Annotated in this window: 17 protein-coding genes; 6 read left to right on the top strand and 11 right to left on the bottom strand. The window is 71.8% G+C overall.

Translation table 11 applies throughout. The features are described 5' to 3' along the window. Positions 1-86: 86 nt before the first annotated feature. Positions 87-1,958, bottom strand: coding sequence for a molecular chaperone DnaK (dnaK, locus tag ACFVXC_RS02700; protein ID WP_389900771.1), 1,872 nt, complete (start codon positions 1,956-1,958; stop codon positions 87-89). Between the two features lie 135 nt (positions 1,959-2,093). Next, positions 2,094-2,519, bottom strand: a complete 426-nt coding sequence (locus ACFVXC_RS02705; RefSeq protein WP_389900772.1) for an OsmC family peroxiredoxin — start codon at positions 2,517-2,519, stop codon at positions 2,094-2,096. A 246-nt stretch (positions 2,520-2,765) separates the two neighbouring features. Between ACFVXC_RS02705 and ACFVXC_RS02710 the strand changes: the two genes are divergently transcribed. Beyond that, positions 2,766-4,397: a DUF6345 domain-containing protein gene (locus ACFVXC_RS02710; protein WP_389900774.1), complete on the top strand. Its 1,632-nt coding sequence runs from the start codon at positions 2,766-2,768 to the stop codon at positions 4,395-4,397. A gap of 97 nt (positions 4,398-4,494) precedes the next feature. Here the strand turns inward: ACFVXC_RS02710 and ACFVXC_RS02715 are convergent, their stop codons facing one another. After that, a complete protein-coding gene (locus tag ACFVXC_RS02715; RefSeq protein ID WP_389900775.1) occupies positions 4,495-6,606 on the bottom strand; it encodes a phage holin family protein in 2,112 nt (703 codons plus the stop codon). Positions 6,607-6,684: 78 nt separating this feature from the next. Next, a complete protein-coding gene (locus ACFVXC_RS02720; RefSeq protein ID WP_389901542.1) occupies positions 6,685-7,089 on the bottom strand; it encodes a hypothetical protein in 405 nt (134 codons plus the stop codon). Positions 7,090-7,206: 117 nt separating this feature from the next. Here ACFVXC_RS02720 and ACFVXC_RS02725 point away from each other — a divergent pair, with 117 nt between their 5' ends. Continuing rightward, on the top strand, positions 7,207-7,995 hold the full coding sequence (locus ACFVXC_RS02725; protein WP_389900777.1) for an MBL fold metallo-hydrolase: 789 nt from the start codon (positions 7,207-7,209) through the stop codon (positions 7,993-7,995). Then, positions 7,992-8,609 carry a DedA family protein gene (locus tag ACFVXC_RS02730; RefSeq protein WP_389900779.1) on the top strand — a complete coding sequence of 206 codons (618 nt, stop codon included), beginning with the start codon at positions 7,992-7,994 and terminating at the stop codon, positions 8,607-8,609. The genes ACFVXC_RS02725 and ACFVXC_RS02730 overlap by 4 nt, the downstream gene beginning before the upstream one ends. A gap of 20 nt (positions 8,610-8,629) precedes the next feature. Here the strand turns inward: ACFVXC_RS02730 and ACFVXC_RS02735 are convergent, their stop codons facing one another. The 3 genes from ACFVXC_RS02735 to ACFVXC_RS02745 all read right to left on the bottom strand — a co-directional run bounded on the left by ACFVXC_RS02735 (position 8,630) and on the right by ACFVXC_RS02745 (position 12,119). Continuing rightward, the gene (locus ACFVXC_RS02735) at positions 8,630-9,700 is read right to left on the bottom strand and encodes an MBL fold metallo-hydrolase (protein WP_389901543.1); all 1,071 of its coding nucleotides are present in this window, start codon (positions 9,698-9,700) and stop codon (positions 8,630-8,632) included. Positions 9,701-10,098: 398 nt separating this feature from the next. Further along, the gene (locus tag ACFVXC_RS02740; protein ID WP_389900780.1) at positions 10,099-11,346 is read right to left on the bottom strand and encodes an aminotransferase class I/II-fold pyridoxal phosphate-dependent enzyme; all 1,248 of its coding nucleotides are present in this window, start codon (positions 11,344-11,346) and stop codon (positions 10,099-10,101) included. A 26-nt stretch (positions 11,347-11,372) separates the two neighbouring features. Beyond that, the gene (locus ACFVXC_RS02745; protein WP_389900782.1) at positions 11,373-12,119 is read right to left on the bottom strand and encodes an ANTAR domain-containing response regulator; all 747 of its coding nucleotides are present in this window, start codon (positions 12,117-12,119) and stop codon (positions 11,373-11,375) included. A 100-nt stretch (positions 12,120-12,219) separates the two neighbouring features. Between ACFVXC_RS02745 and ACFVXC_RS02750 the strand changes: the two genes are divergently transcribed. Continuing rightward, a complete protein-coding gene (locus tag ACFVXC_RS02750) occupies positions 12,220-13,386 on the top strand; it encodes a PAS domain-containing protein (RefSeq protein ID WP_389900783.1) in 1,167 nt (388 codons plus the stop codon). Here the strand turns inward: ACFVXC_RS02750 and ACFVXC_RS02755 are convergent. Next, positions 13,383-14,183: an RNA polymerase sigma factor SigF gene (locus tag ACFVXC_RS02755; RefSeq protein ID WP_389900784.1), complete on the bottom strand. Its 801-nt coding sequence runs from the start codon at positions 14,181-14,183 to the stop codon at positions 13,383-13,385. The genes ACFVXC_RS02750 and ACFVXC_RS02755 overlap by 4 nt on opposite strands. A gap of 283 nt (positions 14,184-14,466) precedes the next feature. On the opposite strand from ACFVXC_RS02755, the gene ACFVXC_RS02760 reads away from it, so the two are divergent. Continuing rightward, positions 14,467-14,838 carry a CBS domain-containing protein gene (locus ACFVXC_RS02760; protein WP_389900785.1) on the top strand — a complete coding sequence of 124 codons (372 nt, stop codon included), beginning with the start codon at positions 14,467-14,469 and terminating at the stop codon, positions 14,836-14,838. 383 nt (positions 14,839-15,221) lie between these two features. Here ACFVXC_RS02760 and ACFVXC_RS02765 read toward each other — a convergent pair whose 3' ends face one another. The 3 genes from ACFVXC_RS02765 to ACFVXC_RS02775 all read right to left on the bottom strand — a co-directional run bounded on the left by ACFVXC_RS02765 (position 15,222) and on the right by ACFVXC_RS02775 (position 18,611). Beyond that, the gene (locus ACFVXC_RS02765; RefSeq protein ID WP_389900787.1) at positions 15,222-16,172 is read right to left on the bottom strand and encodes an AraC family transcriptional regulator; all 951 of its coding nucleotides are present in this window, start codon (positions 16,170-16,172) and stop codon (positions 15,222-15,224) included. An 86-nt stretch (positions 16,173-16,258) separates the two neighbouring features. Next, positions 16,259-16,870 carry a TIGR03086 family metal-binding protein gene (locus ACFVXC_RS02770; protein ID WP_389900788.1) on the bottom strand — a complete coding sequence of 204 codons (612 nt, stop codon included), beginning with the start codon at positions 16,868-16,870 and terminating at the stop codon, positions 16,259-16,261. 121 nt (positions 16,871-16,991) lie between these two features. After that, a complete protein-coding gene (locus ACFVXC_RS02775; RefSeq protein WP_389900790.1) occupies positions 16,992-18,611 on the bottom strand; it encodes an ABC-F family ATP-binding cassette domain-containing protein in 1,620 nt (539 codons plus the stop codon). 340 nt (positions 18,612-18,951) lie between these two features. Here ACFVXC_RS02775 and ACFVXC_RS02780 point away from each other — a divergent pair, with 340 nt between their 5' ends. Next, positions 18,952-19,092, top strand: coding sequence for a hypothetical protein (locus ACFVXC_RS02780; protein ID WP_389900792.1), 141 nt, complete (start codon positions 18,952-18,954; stop codon positions 19,090-19,092). Positions 19,093-19,170: the final 78 nt, after the last annotated feature.

Here is a 19,170-nt window from a genome sequence, read left to right on the forward strand (position 1 = left end):
TCCAGCCCGTCCGGATCCAGCCCGTCCGGATCCAGCCCGTCCGGCGTTTGAGGACGAACTCGGCGAAGCCGGTGATCGACGGTGCGCTACTCCCCGGCCCGCTTCTCCCGCTCCCCCGGCTTCTCGTCGTCAACGATCTCCGCGTCGACCACGCCCTCCTCGGCAGGGGCTCCCGGAGCCCCCTGTTCCTGCTGGGCGCCCTCGCCGGAAGCCGCGTACATGGCCTGCCCCATCCGCTGGCTCACGGTGGCCAGCTTCTCCGCGCCCACGCGCAGTGCCGCCGTGTCGTCGGCCCTGTCCTTCAGGATGCCCTTCAACTCCGCGGCTGCCTCCTCCACTTCGGTCCTGGTCTCCGCGGGGATCCGCTCCTCGTTCTCCTGGAGGAACCGCTCCGTCTGGTAGACGAGCTGCTCCGCCTGGTTGCGGGTCTCCGCGGCCTCGCGCCGCTTACGGTCCTCCTCCGCGTGCTCCTCCGCCTCCCGCACCATGCGGTTGATGTCGTCCTTGGGCAGCGCGGAACCGCCCGTCACCGTCATGCGCTGCTCGCGCCCCGTCGCCTCGTCCTTCGCGGAGACGTGCATGATTCCGTTGGCGTCGATGTCGAAGGTGACCTCGATCTTGGGGACGCCTCGGGGAGCTGGGGGCAGCCCGGTGAGGTCGAAGACGCCCAGCTTCTTGTTGTACGCGGCTATCTCCCGCTCGCCCTGGAAGACCTGGATGCCGACCGAGGGCTGGTTGTCCTCGGCGGTCGAGAAGGTCTCCGAACGCCGGGTGGGAATCGTGGTGTTGCGTTCGATGAGCTTGGTCATGATGCCGCCCTTGGTCTCGATCCCGAGGGACAGCGGCGTCACGTCCAGGAGCAGTACGTCCTTCACGTCACCCCTGATCACACCCGCCTGGAGCGCCGCGCCGAGCGCCACCACCTCGTCCGGGTTGACCCCCTTGTGCGGCTCGCTCCCGGTGAGTTCCTTGACCAGTTCGGTCACCGCGGGCATCCGCGTCGAGCCGCCCACCAGAATGACGTGGTCGACGGCCGAGAGCTGCACGCCCGCGTCCTTGACCGCCTGGTGGAAGGGGCCGCGACAGCGCTCGAGCAAGTCCGCCGTCAGTTCCTGGAACTGAGCGCGGGTCAGCTTCTCGGCCAGGTGCAGCGGGCCCTCCGCCGACGCGGTGACGTACGGCAGGTTGATGTCCGTCTCGCTCGACGACGACAGCTCGATCTTCGCCTTCTCCGCGGCCTCCCGCAGCCGCTGGAGCGCCATCTTGTCCTTGCCGAGATCCACCCCGTGGCCGTTCTTGAACTGCCGCACCAGATGCTCGACGACGCGCTGGTCCCAGTCGTCGCCGCCCAGCTGCGTGTCGCCGTTGGTGGCCTTCACCTCGATGACGCCCTCGCCCATCTCCAGGAGCGAGACGTCGAAGGTGCCGCCGCCCAGGTCGAAGACGAGGACCGTCTGATCGTCGCCCTTGTCGAGGCCGTACGCGAGGGCCGCGGCCGTCGGTTCGTTGATGATGCGGAGCACCTTCAGGCCCGCGATCTCGCCGGCCTCCTTGGTGGCCTGGCGCTGCGTGTCGTCGAAGTACGCGGGGACGGTGACGACCGCGTCCGTGACGTCCTCGCCCAGATAGGACTCGGCGTCACGCTTGAGCTTCTGCAGGACGCGGGCGGAGAGTTCCTGGGCGGTGTACCGGGTACCGTCCACCGACCCGTCCTCCGGGAAGCGCCAACTGACGTCGCCCATATAGCGTTTGACGGAGCGTGCGGTGCGCTCCACATTGGTGACCGCCTGCCGCTTGGCGACCTCTCCGACCAGGACGTCGCCGTTCTTCGCGAAGGCGATGACCGAGGGTGTGGTGCGCGCGCCCTCCGCGTTGGCCACGACCGTGGGATCACCGCCCTCCAGGACGGCCACCACCGAGTTCGTCGTACCGAGGTCGATCCCGACTGCACGTGCCATGTCCAGTCCCCTTCCACCGCGAGCCCGTTGACCGGCGTACTTCGACCTCCATCACAAAACTTGAGCGGCTTATTGTCAATGCCGCATACGACTGTGCCGCCGCCCACGAGGGACGGCGGCACGGTTCGGACCGCGTCAGGCGAGCTTCGCCGTCAGCGTGATGGTCGTGCCCGTCAGCGCCTGGCTCACGGGGCAGTTCTTCTTGGCGTCCTCGGCGGCGGCGGTGAACGCGGCCTCGTCGATGCCCGGCACCGTGCCCTCGACGGTGAGGTGGATACCGGTGATGCCGGTGCCCGGCTGGAACGTCACGTCGGCGGACGTGACCAGACGGGTCGGCGGGGTGCCGGCCTGGGCGAGGCCGTTGGAGAAGGCCATCGAGAAGCAGCTGGAGTGTGCCGCGGCGATCAGCTCCTCCGGGCTGGTCTTGCCGTTGGCCTGCTCGGCGCGGGACGGCCAGGACACGGCCTGCTCCCCGATCCCGGAGGAGTCGAAGGTGACGGTGCCGGAGCCCTCCAGCAGGTTGCCTTCCCAGACCGTGTGCGCGGAGCGCGTGGTAGCCACGATGTAGATCCCTTCAGTGCGGTTCCGTGATGCGTTCCGGAACATCCGTGCGCCCATCCGATCACACCCCGACTCGGAGCACGTCGAAGACCGGCCCACGGGGGACGGTTACTGATGCGTCAGGGGCGCGACGAGAGCCCCGGTGCGCAGTAGCTATGGCCTGAATGGCAACTGGGCAAGGCAGTCGGGCGGTGACACTTTGAGGCCCCCTCGCACCGACGAGGAGATCACTCAGGGGGTTTGGCCATGCGCATGAACTACTCGGACCACGGTCCGTCTCCGCTGGAAGGGGCGAAGCCAGGGGCCGCCACTCCACGCGACTCGACTTTCGGCTGGTGGGGAGCCTTCAGCATCCAGACGTTCGTCAACCAGAACACTCTCTTCCACACGCACGCCGATGCCAGCGGTTGGCTGTCGTACCTCCAGCAGTTCTACGACCGCAACTTCTGGTTCGCGGACGCGGGGGCGCAGGTCTGGGCGTACGAGGAGACGTACGACAACTGGCAGGACCGCTACGGAATGGACGCGGTGGTCGCCGTGTACCACTCGGGTCACGGCGGTATGGACGGCAACGGCGTCTTCTTCGCGCCACTGGGCGCGGTCTGGGACGGCCGCAGTGACGCGGTGTCCAACCGGATGGCGCTGGGCAACGAGAAGGCGAACTACGTCTTCTGGTCCACGTGCAACTCGCTCAGGGTGCTCGGCGGGCACTCCCCGATCCGCACGTGGGCGGGGCCCAACATCGGCTTCCGCATGATCTTCGGGTTCGAGAGCGTGAGCATCGACAGCCCGGACTACGGCACGAAGTTCTGGGAGAAGTGGCGGGCCGGGCAGACGTTCACCGACGCGTGGCTGAACGCGAGCTGGGACATCTACAAGGGCCAGGCGCCCTCGGTCGCCGCGGTCGGCTCCACCCAGGCCGAGGCCACCGCCCGGCTCAACGGCGAGCGCACCCTCTACCGCGACCACGTGCCGGACAACTGGTACGCGTGGCGCTGGTACTACGCCCGCGACAGCCTCAGGGAGCCACTGACCCTCGCGCCCAGCAGCCCGCAGATCGTCCAGCTCGCGCCGCGCGACCCGGCCGAGGAGCTCACCAAGCTCGGCCGCATCGCCGACTTCCCGTCGGCGGCGCTGCAAGAGGTGCAGGTCGAGCGGCAGGGCGTGCTGAACGCGACCTCCGGTGACCGGATCATCTCCACGGCGCCGCACGCCGTCCGGTGGGTCAAGCTCGCCGAGGCCAACCACCGCAACCTGCGCCAGCTGCCCACGGAGCGGGCGGTCGAGGCGGCACGCGCGTTCGCGGAGCAGCACGCCGACGGCGCCGAGCTCGTCGTGGACAGCGTGCACGACCTGATGCAGAACTCCGGGGCGAAGGACGGCTCGGAGCTCGGGAAGCCGGTGTCTCTCGAAACGCATGTGACGTTCCGGCAGGTCTTCGACGGCGTACCGGTCATCACGCCCGACCGCGGCATCATCCGCGTGGTCCTGGACAACGACGCGACCGTCGTACAGGCGCAGATCTCCACGCGCGAGGCCACCGGAACGACGCGTGAGCCGAGCACCGACATCTCACCGCCGCCCCAGAGCGGCAAGGCGGCTGCGGCGCCGCGGGTACGCGACCCGCGCCAGGCCCTCGCCGCGGCACAGCAGAGGCTGCTCGCCGAGCTCGCCGCCGTCACAGCGGGCGATTCGGGCGGCAAGGGTGCGAAGGCACCGCAGGAGCCGCAGGTCAGGGACGTGCCCGGCACGTTCGACGTCGGCTATGAGATCGAGGGCAACGAGGCCTACCCGGCCGCCCGCAAGCTGATCGAGATCGGCCCGCCCGACGGCATGTTCACCACTCGCCGCTGGGTGATCGCACCGCTCGCCAGGTAGCGGGGAGTCGGGTCCGAGGGGGGGGAGTTCCCTCCCCGGTGGAGGCCGGGGAATCAGTGGGTGGCGGTCCGCTCCTCGCGGGCCGCCAGCCACGCGTTCAGTGTGTCCTGTCCTCTACGGCGGGGTCGGTGGCCGCAAGAGCCGGAGTGTCCCCTCCCACCACCGGAACCTCGGGGCCCTGATACTCGCCGAGCCAGCGCCTGAGCACTCCGTGGACGCGCTCGGCGCCGACCAGTTCGTGCCCTTCGCCGACCGGCGCCGAGAGCACGAGGGGCGAGAGGAGGAAGGGCTGGGCCTGGGCTCCGCCGAGCCCGCCGTGCGAGCCGATCTGCTCCTCGAAGGCGAGGACTTCGCCGTACTCGGGGTCGTACCAGGAGTTGACCATGATGTCGGCGACGTGCGGGAAGCCGTCGGTGCGGCGCACGGCGTCGGCGGCGCCGGGCCCGAAGTCCGCGAGCGGCCCCGGATCGACGGGTTCCTCATCGAGGTACACCTCGCTGCCGCGTGCGCCGAGGACGACCGGGCCGCGCTCCTGACTGCGTACGAGAAGGAAGCCGATGCCCGGGTGGTTGGCGAGGGTGGGCAGGAGCGCCGGGTGGCGCAGGTCGATCTCCTCGCGGGTCATGCGGCGTCGGACGTCGGGGAAGGAGACGAGGCCGAGGTTGCCGGAGGCGAGCACGATGGGCTCCGCCTCGCGGGCCGGGCGGTGCTGCCCCGCACCCTCCTCGACAGGGCGGCGCAGCGCGGCGCGCACCGCCGAGCGGGCCTCCGCGCCGCTGTGCGTGCGCCGCGCCTTGCGCGGCACGGGCAGGCCGCAGCCCGCCTTGACGAGGTCGCCGAGGGTGAGGCCGTAGCGGGCGCGGAAGGTCTCGCCCGGGCTCTGGCCGTGGTCGGAGAGGACCACGATGCGGTAGGCGCGGGGGGCGTGTTCGGCGACCTTCGCGATCAGTGCCAGGGACCGGTCGAGGCGCTGGAGGACCTTGTCGACGTCGCTGCCGCTGGGCCCCGAGTGGTGGGCCACTTCGTCGTACGCGACGAGGTCGGCGTAGACCGCGCTGCGACCGGCGAGCATGTCCCCGATGACCGCGGTGACGACGACATCGCGCTCGACGACGGTCGCGAAGGCGCGGATGAAGGGGTAGAGCCCGCCGCGGCCGATGCGCGGGCGCTGCTTCCTGATCCGGGCGCGGGTCGACTCACCGATCTCGCGGCCGACCTCGGCGACGAAGGACAGGGCGGTGCGGACGGCGTTGGCGGGATCGGAGAAGTAGGCGAAGTACCCGGCGCGCGAGCGGTTCTCCTTGCCGCGCCGTGCGGCCATGGAGAGTACGAGGGCGATCTGCTCGGCACCGCCGCTGAAGAGGTTGCCGCGGCTCGCGCCGTCGAAGGTGAGGAGTCCGCCGTCGCCGGTCTGCTCGATGGCGCGGCGCTGGAGTTCGGCGGCGGACGCGGGCCGGTTGGAGACCATGACCTCCCCGGTGTCCTTCTCGTACCAGCGGAAGGCGGGGACGTCGTGGTTGGAGCCGTGCAGGATGCCGAGCTGACTCGCCCCGGTCTGGCTCGACCAGTCGGTGCGCCAGGGGGTGAGGCGATGGCTCGGCTCGCCCTCCTGGCCGAGCCAGCCCGCGACGGTCGGCATCAGGCCCTGCTGAGCCGCGGCGCGCAGGACGTCGTGGCCCACGCCGTCGAGCTGGATGAAGACCGTGCCGGGCGGGACGGGACCGGTCCGCCCTTCGGCACGGCGGCGGCGCCGGCGGCGGTCGGCGAGACGGTAGAGGCGGCGGCGGTAGGCGTCGTCGTCACGAACGGCGAGGGCACCGCCGGTGGCGGAGGCCACGGCGGACATGACGGCGGCCACGACGACGGCGGTCTCGGGGTTGGCGTCACCGCGGCCGTCGGGGATGAGTCTTAGGGCGAGCAGCAGCAGCGAGCCGTTGAGGAAGAAGGCGAGAAGACCGAGGACGAGCGCGGGCACGAGCAGCAGGGCCCGGACGAGCAGGGGCCAGACCAGCGAGGAGAGCAGCCCGAAGGCGCCGGCGCCCAGGGCGGCCGTGATGGCGATGCGGGTGGCGCTGTCACCGTCGTCGGACTGCAGCTTGAAGTCGGGCAGGATCCCGGCGAGCGCGAGCATGGTGAGCGTACTGACCAACCACACGGCGACGGAGCGCCACAGAGCACTGCCGACCGCACGCCATCGCCCTCGCCCCACGCCGCGCCGCCTCACGTTTCATGACAGATCCGGACACCAGCGTGTCACAGGGTGAAGGGGCCGGTGGGCGGCGGCGGGTCAGCGGCCGTCGTACCCGGCTGTCGGCATGGAGAGCCGCCGGTGGACATGGGCCTTCATCACCGCGTCGTACGACGGTTCCGCGAGGCCCGCGGTCTCGATCCGCACGCCACGCCGCCCGCACTCCGCGGTGAACTCGTCCGGCGAACGCAGCGCGCGGTCCAGGACCCGGCGGCTCGGTACGACGAAGAGGTCCACGAGCCCCTCGTCCACGTCGGCCCAGAGCACGGCGTGATCGGCGGGCAGCCCGCGGACGACTAGCTCACGGACGACGACGTACCCCCGGGCGGCGGCCCAGCGCGCGCACATCGCGTGCTGGCTGCGGGAGTCCACCAGGAAGGGGTCGGCTTCCAGCTCCTCAAGGGGGGTCAGGCTGGCGATCGCCGCGACCCGCACGACTCGCACGCTCGTGGCATCTCCCATCGCGTCCCCCTCACCTCTGGTGTCCTCACCACTGGCGTCAGCCGAAGACCCTACTCCTGGCCGTAGGCTCGTAAACAGTCGCGCGAAGGAGGAACCGGAGTGCCGGTGGAGATCACCTGGTGGGGTCATGCCACCTGCACGGTCGAGGATTCGGGGCTGAGGGTGCTCACCGACCCGCTTTTCGCCCCCCGCCTCGCCCATCTGCGCCGGCGCAGAGGCGCGCTCCCCCCTCCCGAGGCCGCCGTCGCCGACGCCGTGCTCCTCTCCCATCTGCACGCCGATCATCTGCATCTGCCCTCCCTGGCGCGGATCGCCCCCGGTACCCGTGTGCTGCTCCCGCGCGGCTCGCGTCGGCATGTGCCGGGGCTCGCGCGCAAGCTCTCCCATCTGCACCTCGTCGAAGTCGTGCCGGGGGACGAGGTGCGGGTGGGCGACCTCGTCGTACGCGTGGTGACGGCGCGGCACGACGGGCGGCGGCTGCCCGTCGGACCGCACGGCACACCCGCGCTCGGCTTCGTGGTGCGCGGTGAGGCGCGGACGTACTTCGCCGGGGACACCGGACTCTTCGACTCGATGGCCGAGGAGGTAGGGGATGTCGACGTGGCGCTCCTTCCGGTCGGTGGCTGGGGGCCGTATCTCGGCCATGGTCATCTCGACGCGGGGCGAGCGGCGCTCGCCCTGGCGAGGATCGCGCCGCGCAGCGCCGTACCGGTGCATTACGGGACGTACTGGCCGATCGGTATGGACGCCGTACGGCCCCATGAATTCCATGCTCCGGGCGAGGAGTTCGTGCGCCAGGCGGCGCGGTTCGCGCCCGGGGTGACGGTGCACCGCCTTGGGCACGGCGAGAGTGTGCGGCCCGAGATCACCAGAGGTGGGCCTCAGTGATCCTCTCCCTGACGGCGCAGGTGACGCCGGAGTCGACGCAGCAGGCGGTCGGCTATCCGTCGTTGTTCCTGCTCATCCTGGTGGGCGCGCTGGTGCCCGTGGTGCCCACGGGTGCGCTGGTCAGCTCGGCCGCGGTGGTGGCCCTGCACCAGACGGCGCCCCTCACGCTGCTCGTGGTGTTCGGGGTGTCCGCACTCGCCGCGTTTCTCGGGGACATCGCGCTCTACTGGCTCGGCCGGCGCGGCATGCACTCGAAGAACGGCTCGCGGTGGCTCGCGGCGATCCGTGACCGGGCGCCCGAGGAGCGTCTCGCGCAGGCGCAGAGGAAGCTCGCGGAACACGGCGTCCTTGTCCTCGTCCTCTCCCGGCTCGTCCCCGCCGGGCGCATTCCGGTGATGCTGGCCTGTCTGATGGCGAAGATGCCGCTGCGCGAGTTCGCCCGCGGGGACGTGCCCGCGTGCCTGGCCTGGGCCCTGACGTACCAGCTGATCGGCATTCTCGGCGGCTCGCTCTTCGACGAGCCGTGGGAGGGCGTGGTGGTGGCGGTCGGTCTGACGGTGCTGATCAGCACGGCGCCGACGGTGTGGCGCAAGGTGCGGCGGGTCGCGTCCTAGGGGCAGAGGGATTGAGGCCCCTAGCCGAGCACCCGGGACGCGCCCACCGGCAGGTCCCACAGGTCCTCGCGGGGCAGTCCCGCCTGCTCCCATGCCGCGCGCACCCGGGTCAGCGGTTCGAGGACCGGCTCGCCCGACAGCAGGAACGTCCCCCAGTGCATCGGGGCGAGGCGGCGCGCCCCGACGTCGCCCGCCGCCCGCACCGCCTCCTCGGGGTCGCAGTGGACGTCGCTGAGCCACCATCTCGGGTGGTAGGCGCCGATCGGCAGGAGCGCGAGGTCGATGCCGGGGTAGCGGGCGCCGATGCGCTCGAACCAGTGGCCGTAACCGGTGTCGCCCGCGAAATAGACGCGCCGCCCCTCGCCGTCGGTGATGATCCACCCGCCCCACAGCGTCCGGCAGGTGTCGACGAGACTCCGCTTGGACCAGTGATGAGCGGGCACGAAGTCGAAGCGCACGCCCGCGAGTTCGGCGGCCTCCCACCAGTCGAGCTCGATGACGCGGCTGAACCGGCGGCGCGCGAACCACCGGCCGAGCCCCGCGGGCACGAACACGGGGGTGTTCCTGGGGAGGCGGGCGAGGGTCGGGGCGTCCAGGTGGTCGTAGTGGTTGTGGCTGATGACGACGGCGTCGACGCGCGGCAGCGCGCTCCAGGCCACGCCGGGAGGCGTGACACGGGCCGGGGTGCCGAGGATCTTGCGGGACCAGACGGGATCGGTGAGAACGGTGAGCCCACCGATCCGTACGACCCAGCTCGCGTGCCCGACCCAGGTGACGGCCACGGTGCGGGAGTCCACGCGCGGCAGCGGCCCCGGCTCGAACGGCAGCCGCTGGATGTCGGCGAGGCCCTCGGGAGTGGGCCGCAGGGCCCCCTCCCGCGCGAACCGCGCGAAGGCACGCAGCCCGGGCAACGGCGCGGTGAGCCGATCGGCGAACGACTTCGGCCAGAGCCGGGGGATGCCGGGGACGCGGGGCGGGGCGAGGGAGGTCGGGGCGAGGGAGGTCGGGGCGAGGGGGCTCGGGGTCGGTCGGGCCCGGTCCCGGTCCCGGTCTAGCGGGGCTGGTGCGTCGGGGGTCGGGAGGCTGGGCACGGCGTGCGTGGATCTGGCGTCCGTGGAACCGGCGCCGGTGGATCTGACGCCTGCGGATCCGGCGCCGGTGGATCTGACGCCCGTCGACCCGGCGCCCGTCGACCCGGCGCCCGTCGACCCGGCGCCCGTCGACCCGGCGCCCGTCGACCCGGCGCCCGTGGATCTGACGCCGGTGAACCCGGCGCCCGTGGTTCCAGCGTCCGCAGACCCGGCGTATGCAGACCCGGCGTATGCAGATCTGACACCCGCAGAACCGGCGCCGGTGGACCCGGCGCCCGCGGACCCGGCGTCCGCGGATCTCGCCTCCGCCGACCCGGCGTCCCGCTCGCCCTGGTCCGCCCGCTCGCCCTGCCCGTCCAGGTCCGTCCGGCCGTCCCGCTGCGTCTCCGTCTGCTGCGTCACCGAGGAGGCTCCCTTCGCTGTGCCGCTGTGCGGAGATCGCCGAAGGCCGATCCAAGGAGGCTCAACGCCCGTTCCACGTACGGCAGTTCAAGCGCGTCCGGTGCGGTGAGAGACGTCAGGCGCTCCTCGCGGGTTGAGCCGAGGAGCGGTCCGGTGGACAGGCGTACGCGCAGCGCCCCCAGTTCGTCGCCGAAGCGGTGGCCGCCGGGTGCGGGCATGGCGAGGCGTTCGCCGAGGAAGTCCTCCAGGTCCTGCGAGTCGCCGACGCCGCGCGCGGCGAGGGCCGGGCGGAGCGGCCCGAGGTCCACGTAGAAATGGCGGCCCGCCCGTGGGGGCCGGGCCAGCGCGCCCGCGGCGAGAACCGCCCGGTGCGCGGCGGCGGCCACGCGTGCGTGCAGGGCGATCGCGCGGGCGAGGCGGCCGGTCACCTCGTCCGGCTCGCCCAGGGCGTACGACGCCACCGCCCCGACCGGCGCCGCCACGCACGCGCCGAGCGCGGTGAGGACGTCCAGGGTGCGGGCCCGCAGAGCGGCGCCCCGCGCGTCGGAAGGGAACCGGGCGACCGCCGCGGGCCAGCCCGGCGGCAGGAACGCTCCGGAGAGGTCGGCCAGCACCGTCACCCGTTCGGGGGCCATCTCGGCGGGGCCGATGAGCAAGGTTTCGTGCGGCCGGTGCAGGGTGTCGCGCCAGGTCTCGTCGCTGACGATGTGCAGCCCCTCGTCCGCCGCCGCCTCCACGGCTTCGTGCAGCACCTCCGGCGGCGGCACGGTGGCGGTCGGGTCGTCGGCGACGGAGAGCACGAGGAGGCGCGGGGTGCCTCCTTCGGCGCGGATACGGCGGACGGTCTCCAGGAGGGCGTACGGATCGGGGACGCCGCCGCATTCGGCGGGCGTAGGAACGTGGTACACCGACCGGCCAAGGAGTCGTACCTGCGGCGCCCACCAGGCCGGGCAGGGCCGCGGGAGCAGGACGTCACCGCCACCGAGCGCGGCGGTCAGCGCGAGCAGCAGGGGCCCGGCTCCGGGCGCGGCGACGACCTGGCCGCGCTCCACCGTCAGGCCGCGCCGGGCCCAGTAGCCGCTCGCGGCGTCCAGGAGGGCGGGGCTGCCGCCGGGCGGTTCGGCGTGGGCACGGCCCGCGGCACCGGCGAGCGCGGCGGACAGCTCGGGCAGCACAGGCAGGCCCGGCTCCGGCAGGGGAGGCCCGTACCGGACGGGGCCACGGCCTTCGGATTCCGTCCGCATGGACCCATCGAAACGCGACGGGCCGCTCAGCGCGCGCGGGAGCCTCCGGCCGAGTGGTTTCCCTCCTCGGCGGCGAGCCCCGCAAGCTCGCGCTCAAGACCCTTGCCCCGCTTCTCCACCACCGCCGCCGCGACATCGGCCAGCTTGCGGTTCGTGGCCTGGGAGATGCGGCGCAGCATCGTGAAGGCCTTGTCCGCGTCGCAGGTCAGGACATGCATGATGATGCCGCAGGCCTGGTCGACCACGGGGCGGGTGCGCAGGGCCGTGCCGAGGTGGTCCAGTTCGGTGAGGGCCGCGTGGTAGCGGCGGTCGCGGACCAGGCCGGTCGTGGCGAGGTCGCCGAGCGCCTGGGCGGGACCGTGCCGGACGTCGTCCAGGGTGTCGGGGCGGAAGCTGAACAGGGTCAGGGTCACCGTGAGCCCCGCGCACTGGAAGGGGAGCGTGACGCTGGAGCGTACGCCGGAGTCGAGCGCCATGGCGCGGTACTCGGGCCACCGTTCGACCCGCAGCAGGTCACCGGTCTCCACCGGCCCGCCCCGCTCGTGCGCCACCGGGATGGGTCCGTAGCCCGAACTCAACTGGACGGAGACGAGACCGGCCAGGTCCGGGTGGGTCACCGACGCGGGGTGCTCGCTGCCGCCCTCCGACACGGTCGTGCCCGCGCCGCAGCACGCGGTGGTGCAGCGCACGGCCTGTTCGGCCAGTTCCGAGAGCCTGCGTCCCGGCATCGCCGACTCCGGTCCTGCCAGGTTCGGTTCCGGTAAGAGGGGCATCGTGGTTTCCTCCTCCTTCTTCCCTCTTCTTCCCGCGAGTCTCCCCTCCGCCTTCCCGCGAGGCCACCCGGAAAACGGTCGTTGCAGATACGTTCGACACATGGCCAAAACGGAGGAGTTCGGTGAAGACATCGCGGATTTCATGCGCCGCGTCACCGAGTTGAAGTCAGCCCGCTCCGTACCGACGGACGATCTCGGCACGGTCCTTGACGCGGCGATTTTCGAACTCGACCATGTCGCCGACCGGTTGATGCCGCTCTACGAACAGCTCGCCGCGGACGGCCGTCTTGGCGGCGGCGTGCCCGACCGGGACGAGGAGCGGCTGCTGCGGGCCCTCTTCCAGCGCCTCCCCCTGCCCGTCGCCCTGATCGACCGGGAATCGGTGGTCCGGCGGATGAACTTCGCGGCGACCGGCTTCACGGGCGTACGCGCCGGATACGCGACCGGCAGACCCCTGACCGGATTCCTGCTGCACGCGGACCGGGTCGCGTTCCGCTCGCAGACCGCCGCGGTCGCCCGCGGCGACGGCGACCGCAGCCTCACCGTCCACCTCCAGCGCGATCCGCGCCTCCCGGTCCGCGCGACGCTCACCGCGCTGCGACCCGCGACGGAGCCGCGCACGGCGGTCCTGGTGGTGCTGCAGCCCGGCGCGCGGCCCGACGCGAAGCCCACAGGCTCCCGGACAGCGCCGCACGAGGCCCCGGCTCCCGCCCCCGACCTCGTCGAGACGACCCGGCACGCGGCCCGCCTCGACCTGGCGGACGCCATGACCACCGCCCTGCTCACCGCTCCCGCCGGGGATCGCGCGGCAGTCCTGGAACGGGCGGCCGATGTCCTGCACCCGCGGTTCGCGGACTGGGTGATAGTCGACGAGGGCGCCGCACGACAGCGGCGTACGACCGTCCTGGGACCTGCGGACGCCCCGGTCGACGCGGTCCTGGCGCAGGCACCCGCCGCGTGCCCCCTCGTCGCCGAGGCGGCACGCGGCGGGGCCCCTATGCTCCAGGTCCGTCCGGAGGACCCGGAGGCCTTCGGCCTCGACTCGTCCGGCGCCCCCGTCCTCGTACGCGCGCAGGTGACGTCCCTGCTCTGCGTGCCGCTGAGAGGGCGCTCGGACGGTCCGGTGGAGGGTGTCCTCACGCTGTTCAGGAGCGGGGCACGGCTCGCCTTCTCGATGGCGGAGGCGCAGACCGTCGACGTGATGTCGCGCCACATCGCGCTGGCCATGGCCCGGCGGACGAGCCCCCAGGCCCCGGGCAGCAACTAGGCCGCGTCCTGCATGACCTGGTCGCGCAGCCGGTCGCAGCAGCGGCTGATCAGGCGGGAGACGTGCATCTGGGAGATGCCGAGCTGCTCGGCGATGCGGCTCTGTGTCATGTCGCCGAAGAACCGCATGTAGAGGATGTCGCGTTCCCGCTCGGGCAGTGCGGCGATGCGCGGCTTGACGGCCTCGCGGTCGATGACGACGTCGAGCGCGGGGTCGGGCGCGCCGAGCGCGTCCCGCAGCGCGTATCCGTCCTCGCTGCCCGGGAGTTCGGCGTCCAGGGAGAGCGCGGTGAAGCTTTCCAGCGCCTCGAGCCCGGCGGCCGCGTCCTCCGGGGACAGCTGTGCCTTCTCGGCGATCTCGGCGAGGGTCGGCGCACGTCCGGGGACGGTCTGCGTCAGCTCCTGGCGGGCGAAGCGGACCCGGTTGCGCAAGTCCTGTACGCGGCGCGGCACGTGGAGGCTCCACATGTGATCGCGGAAGTGACGCTTGATCTCGCCGGTGACGGTCGGCACGGCGTAGCTCTCGAAGGCGCTGCCGCGCTCGGGGTCGTACCGGTCGACGGCCTTGACCAGGCCGAGGGCCGCGACCTGACGCAGGTCGTCAAGCGCTTCACCGCGGTTGCGGAACCGGCCCGCGAGCCGCTCGGCCATCGGCAGCCAGGCCTTGACCAACTCCTGTCGCAGTGCGTCACGCTCGGGGCCGTGCGGCATCTCGGTGAGCCTGCGGAAGGCGGCTGCGGTGTCGGGGGCGTCGTCGTGCGGACGGCGCTTCGGCTGTTGTCGCGCTTCGGATCGCATGATGGGTCGCAACTCCCTGTGGGTGCCTTGGGTTGAAGAGTCACCGTGGGATGCGCGCGAGATCGCGACGGGGCACACCCGGGGCGTGCTCGAGCCGCACCCACGGACGTGCCTCCGTTCCGAAGCACTGTCCACTTCGCCTGCCCCGAGGCCCCGGGGACAAACACGGGCCGCGACCGGCCCCCGTGTCGGTCTCCTCACATCCCTCCCGGCGAACCCGCATGGACCGGTCTCACACGGGTACTGCGGCGAGACCAGTGACCCCGCAGGGAAAGGCCCCATCATGGCTGTTGTCGTAAGGGACGTCATGACACCGGGCGTCGTGGCGGTAGGCCCCGATGCCTCGCTGGTCGAAGCGGCTCAGCTGATGCGCGCGCAGGACATCGGCCATGTTCTGGTGGCCACGGCGGGCCGGGTGGTCGGCGTGCTCACCGACCGGGACATCACGCTGCGCGCCGTCGCCGACGGCGCCGATCCCCTCACCGTCAGCGCGCAGGCCATCTGTACCCCGAACCCGGTGATGGTCGCTCCGGATGACGCCGTGGCGTCGGCCGTCAGCCTGATGCTCGAATACGCCGTGCGCAGGCTGCCGGTCGTCGAGAACGGACATCCGGTGGGGATGGTGACCCTCGGGGATCTCGCCGCGTCGGCCTGAGTTCCGAGCTGTCGGCCTGAGTTCCGAGCTCAGGTCTCCGAGCCCTGCGCCGTCGGCCTGAGCCGGGGTGCGGCCTCCACAGCTGTTCGCACTCCAGTTCAATCCGCCGACCCGGCCCCCGGCCGGGCGGGGTCCCGGCCCGGCCGAGGGAGCGGGTCCGGTTGCACGGGTTGTGCGAGGGGAGCGACCGGACCCGCGTCGGGGCCCGGCCCGGTCTGAGGCCGGGCCGGAACATCGCCGGTGGTCCGTCACGGCCGTGCACCTGGGGCGGGTTGAGGGCCCGTGGGCAGCGACCGGCCCAGCCGGTGACAGGTGAAACGATAAGTCAGTTACGCCACAGCGACGATCCGCTCAGCGCGGCCAGTGTCCGCATAGCGCACGGTTCACCTCCGCAGCGTCTGGGACGGCAACTCCCCGAACCGGGCGTGGTACTGCTCGGCGAATCTCCCCAGATGACTGAAGCCCCACCGGTGCGCCACCTCGCTCACGCTGAGCGCGCCGGGCTCCGCCGCCCGCAGTTCGTCGCGCACGCGGGTCAGCCGTACGTCCCGTACGTACGCCATCGGCGACATTCCCACGTAGCGGCGGAACGCCTCCTGGAGCCAGCGCACCCCGACCCGCGCCTCGGCGGCGAGTCCGGCGGGTGTGAACGGGTGTTCCGGCCGCTCCTCGACGGCGTCCATCGCGCGCTTCACGGGCGCGGGGCGCAAATTCTGCGCCGGAGCCATCAGTTCGCCGCGGAAGGGATGTTCGACGGCGAGCAGCAGCCCGTTCAGGATCGCCTCCTGGAGGGGCTCGGCGACCAGCGGCGACGTACAGAGCGACGGCTGGGCCGGCGCATCGCCGGGCTCCTCGCGCAGTTCCTCGAAGACCGTCGTGACGAGCCGGGCCCACGCGCGGCCCGGGCCTCGGGTGGTGTCGAGTTCGGGGGCGAGCATCAGCGGGGCGCGGACGGGCCGCCCGATGAGCCGTTCCAGGCGCTTGTCGAGCGTCTCGCGGTCCATCTTCACCGCGAGGATCCGGCAGTCGCCGGACCACCGCTCCACCACCGTGTCGCCGACGGGCTGGAACACCCCGGCCCGTTCCGCCGTCGCGACCATGCACGCGCCGCCGCCCTGCCGGAAGCTCATCTGCCCGCCGAGCAGGATGTTCACGTGGTAGGCGCCCAGTTCGCCGAGCCGCATCCGCACGTCGGCGCCGCAGCTCAGCTCGCCGACGGTGAGCGCGCCGAGCCGCCCGATGTCGAACTCGGCCCGGAAGTCGCGCGGCCGGTCGATGACATCCATGAAGTTGTGGTAGAACGCGGCACCGATCATCTTCCGTGCCTCGCCCACGTCCGCGCTTCTGAAGGACGTTCCCCATGCCTCGCCGCTCACGCGTGACTCACCCGCTCCCCCGACCTCGTTCATTTCCCCCGTGGCTACACCCGGCGCCCCAGCAGATTCAGCAACTCCGTCTGCGCGTCGGCGCCCTGAGGTGGTTCCACCGCGGGGGCGAAGACACCGCTCTTCGCCAAGTCCGCAGCGTACGGCTTGGTTTCCCGCAGGGCGAAGGTGACGAGATCATCCGGAAGCTTCTCGTCCGCACCGATCGCCCGGGAGAGGTCCCAGGCATGCACGACGAGGTCGGTGATCATCTGTCCGAGGTAGAACTCCGCTGCGCTGTCGCCGAAGGAGAGATGGACCGTGCGGTCGATGGCGCCCGGCTCACGGAACGCCTCGCGCGATGCGGCGGCCGCCGTGTCCCAGGAGGCGACCGGGTCGGGACCGAGCATGTCGCCGTCGAAGGCGTCGCCGACGGATTCCATGGTGGCGCCGTCGCGGACGAGCGAGGGCACCCAGAGCTGCTCGGTGGTGAGGTGGTTCACGAGGTCGTGCACGGACCAGTCGGTGCACGGCGTCGACGCGTCCCACTGGTCGGCCCCGACCGCGTGCACGCGGTCGGTGAACAGTTCGATGGCGGCCGAGTGCCGGGCGAGGAGCGGGTGGCCCGCCGGGTCGGACGGGCCCGCTGTACCAGTCGTGTCTGCCATGGCCACCATTGTCCTCCTGGAGCCGGGAGGCGCTACCGGTTGTGGTTCTTCCGGAAGACGGAAGGCGGCAGGAGCCGACAGGGCCGCTGCCGCTCGCGGTTCTGCCGGAAGCCGGAAGGCGTCACCGCTTGCGCTCCACCCGCCGCTCGTCCCACACCGGCTCCTGCGTCTCGCGCACGAGACCGTCGCTGCCGAAGACGAGGTAGCGGTCGAAGGAGCGGGCGAACCAGCGGTCGTGCGTCACGGCCAGCACGGTCCCCTCGTACGCCTCAAGGCCTTCCTGGAGCGCCTCGGCCGACTCCAGGTCGAGGTTGTCGGTGGGCTCGTCGAGCAGCAGGGCGGTGGAGCCCTCCAGCTCCAGGAGCAGGATCTGGAAGCGCGCCTGCTGGCCGCCCGAGAGCCGCTCGAAGCGCTGCTCGGCCTGGCCGGTGAGCTCGTAGCGGCGAAGGCGTGACATGGCGGGCCCCTTGGCCTGGGCGTGCTCGCGCCACAGGATGTCCAGGAGCGTGCGGCCGAAGAGCTCCGGGTGGGCGTGGGTCTGCGCGAAGTGTCCTGCCACGACACGCGCGCCGAGCTTCCAGTCGCCGGTGTGCGAGACGTCGCCGCCGGCCAGGAGGCGCAGGAAGTGCGACTTGCCGGAGCCGTTCGAGCCGAGGACGGCGACGCGCTCGCCGTAGAAGACCTCCAGGTCGAAGGGGTTCATGAGACCGGTCAGCTCAAGGCCCTTGCAGGTGATGGCCCGGATGCCGGTGCGCCCGCCGTGCAGCCGCATGGTGATGTCCTGCTCGCGCGGCGGCTCGGGCGGCGGCCCCGCCTCCTCGAACTTGCGAAGGCGGGTCTGTGCCGCGGCGTACCGCGAGGCCAGCTCATGGCTGATCGAGGCGGCCTGCCGCAGGCTGAGCACGAGCTTCTTCAGCTGGGCGTGCTTCTCGTCCCAGCGCCTGCGCAGCTCCTCGAAGCGCGCGAACCGCTCGCGCCGCGCCTCGTGGAAGGTGGAGAAGCCGCCGCCGTGCACCCAGGCGTCGGCGCCCGCGGGCCCCGGCTCGACGCTGACGATCTTCTCGGCGGCGCGGGCGAGGAGCTCGCGGTCGTGCGACACGAAGAGGACGGTCTTGCGCGTCTCGCCGAGGCGCTCTTCGAGCCAGCGCTTTCCGGGTACGTCGAGATAGTTGTCCGGCTCGTCGAGGAGCAGCACCTCGTCGCCGCCGCGCAGCAGGGCTTCGAGCACCAGACGCTTCTGCTCACCGCCGGAGAGCGTGCGGACCTCGCGGAACTGCGCCTTGTCGTACGGGATGCCGAGCGCGGCGGTGGTGCACATGTCCCAGAGCGTCTCGGCCTCGTAGCCGTGTGCCTCGGCCCAGTCGGAGAGCGCCTGGGCGTACTGGAGCTGGGCGGCCTCGTCGTCGACGGTCATGATCAGGTGTTCGGCGACGTCCACGGCCTTCGCGGTCTCGCGGATGCGGGGGTTCGACACGGAGACCAGCAGGTCGCGCACGGTCGTCTCATCGCGTACGGAGCCCACGAACTGCGGCATGACGCCGAGGCCGCCGCTGACGGTGACGGAGCCGCCGTGCGGCTGGATCTCGCCCGAGATGAGGCGGAGCAGGGTGGTCTTGCCCGCGCCGTTCGCCCCGACGAGGGCGACGATCGAGCCCTCGCCGACACGGAAGGAGACATCACCGAGCAGGGCTCGGCCGTCCGGCAGGTAGTACTCGATGTGCGCGGCTTCCAGATGTCCCATGCGGAGATTCTCTGTGGGGGGTGCGCGCTGCCGCAAATGCGTTTCATCGCCCCCGCCCCGGGCCACTGTCCGGGCGCACCGCCCCGGCCCGCGATTCAGGGTCGGTTCTCCGACGGTTTCCCGACGCTTTCGGCGACGAAGGAGAGTGGATCGCCCCGCGGAGTACCCACGCCCAATGCCTCCGTGAACCCGCCTCATAGCCCTGGACCACCGCACCTTCGACGCGGTCGCCACCGGGCACTGGCCGGGGGCCGACCGCCTCCTGCCCCGCCTCAGCCGCAGCCTCAGCCGCAGCCGCAGCCGCAGCCGCAGCGCGAACCACGGCCTTCGGTGGTTCGGCGTGGCCGCCGGGATCACCTACCACCGGCTCGGGTTCGCCCCCGGCCGCAGGCTCGGTCCGGCCGACGGACCGCTCATCGGCAAGCTGCCCGAGGCGCTGACCGTGCATCCGGCCGTTCCCACTCGACCGTTGACCACATAGTGATACGCGGGTCTCATTATTCGACATGGCGGCGTACCGTTCGATCCACCGCAGCGAGCGGCAGCGAATGTGAAGGAG

It is taken from the genome of Streptomyces sp. NPDC058257, assembly GCF_042881845.1.
GTDB lineage: Bacteria > Actinomycetota > Actinomycetes > Streptomycetales > Streptomycetaceae > Streptomyces.

Bases quoted from the DNA above. Each gene is read 5' to 3' on its own strand.
- dnaK (WP_389900771.1), bottom strand. From the start codon at position 1,958: ATGGCACGTGCAGTCGGGATCGACCTCGGTACGACGAACTCGGTGGTG.
- ACFVXC_RS02710 (WP_389900774.1), top strand. From the start codon at position 2,766: ATGCGCATGAACTACTCGGACCACGGTCCGTCTCCGCTGGAAGGGGCG.
- ACFVXC_RS02740 (WP_389900780.1), bottom strand. From the start codon at position 11,346: ATGCGGACGGAATCCGAAGGCCGTGGCCCCGTCCGGTACGGGCCTCCC.
- ACFVXC_RS02745 (WP_389900782.1), bottom strand. From the start codon at position 12,119: ATGCCCCTCTTACCGGAACCGAACCTGGCAGGACCGGAGTCGGCGATG.
- ACFVXC_RS02750 (WP_389900783.1), top strand. From the start codon at position 12,220: ATGGCCAAAACGGAGGAGTTCGGTGAAGACATCGCGGATTTCATGCGC.
- ACFVXC_RS02755 (WP_389900784.1), bottom strand. From the start codon at position 14,183: ATGCGATCCGAAGCGCGACAACAGCCGAAGCGCCGTCCGCACGACGAC.
- ACFVXC_RS02760 (WP_389900785.1), top strand. From the start codon at position 14,467: ATGGCTGTTGTCGTAAGGGACGTCATGACACCGGGCGTCGTGGCGGTA.
- ACFVXC_RS02770 (WP_389900788.1), bottom strand. From the start codon at position 16,870: ATGGCAGACACGACTGGTACAGCGGGCCCGTCCGACCCGGCGGGCCAC.
- ACFVXC_RS02775 (WP_389900790.1), bottom strand. From the start codon at position 18,611: ATGGGACATCTGGAAGCCGCGCACATCGAGTACTACCTGCCGGACGGC.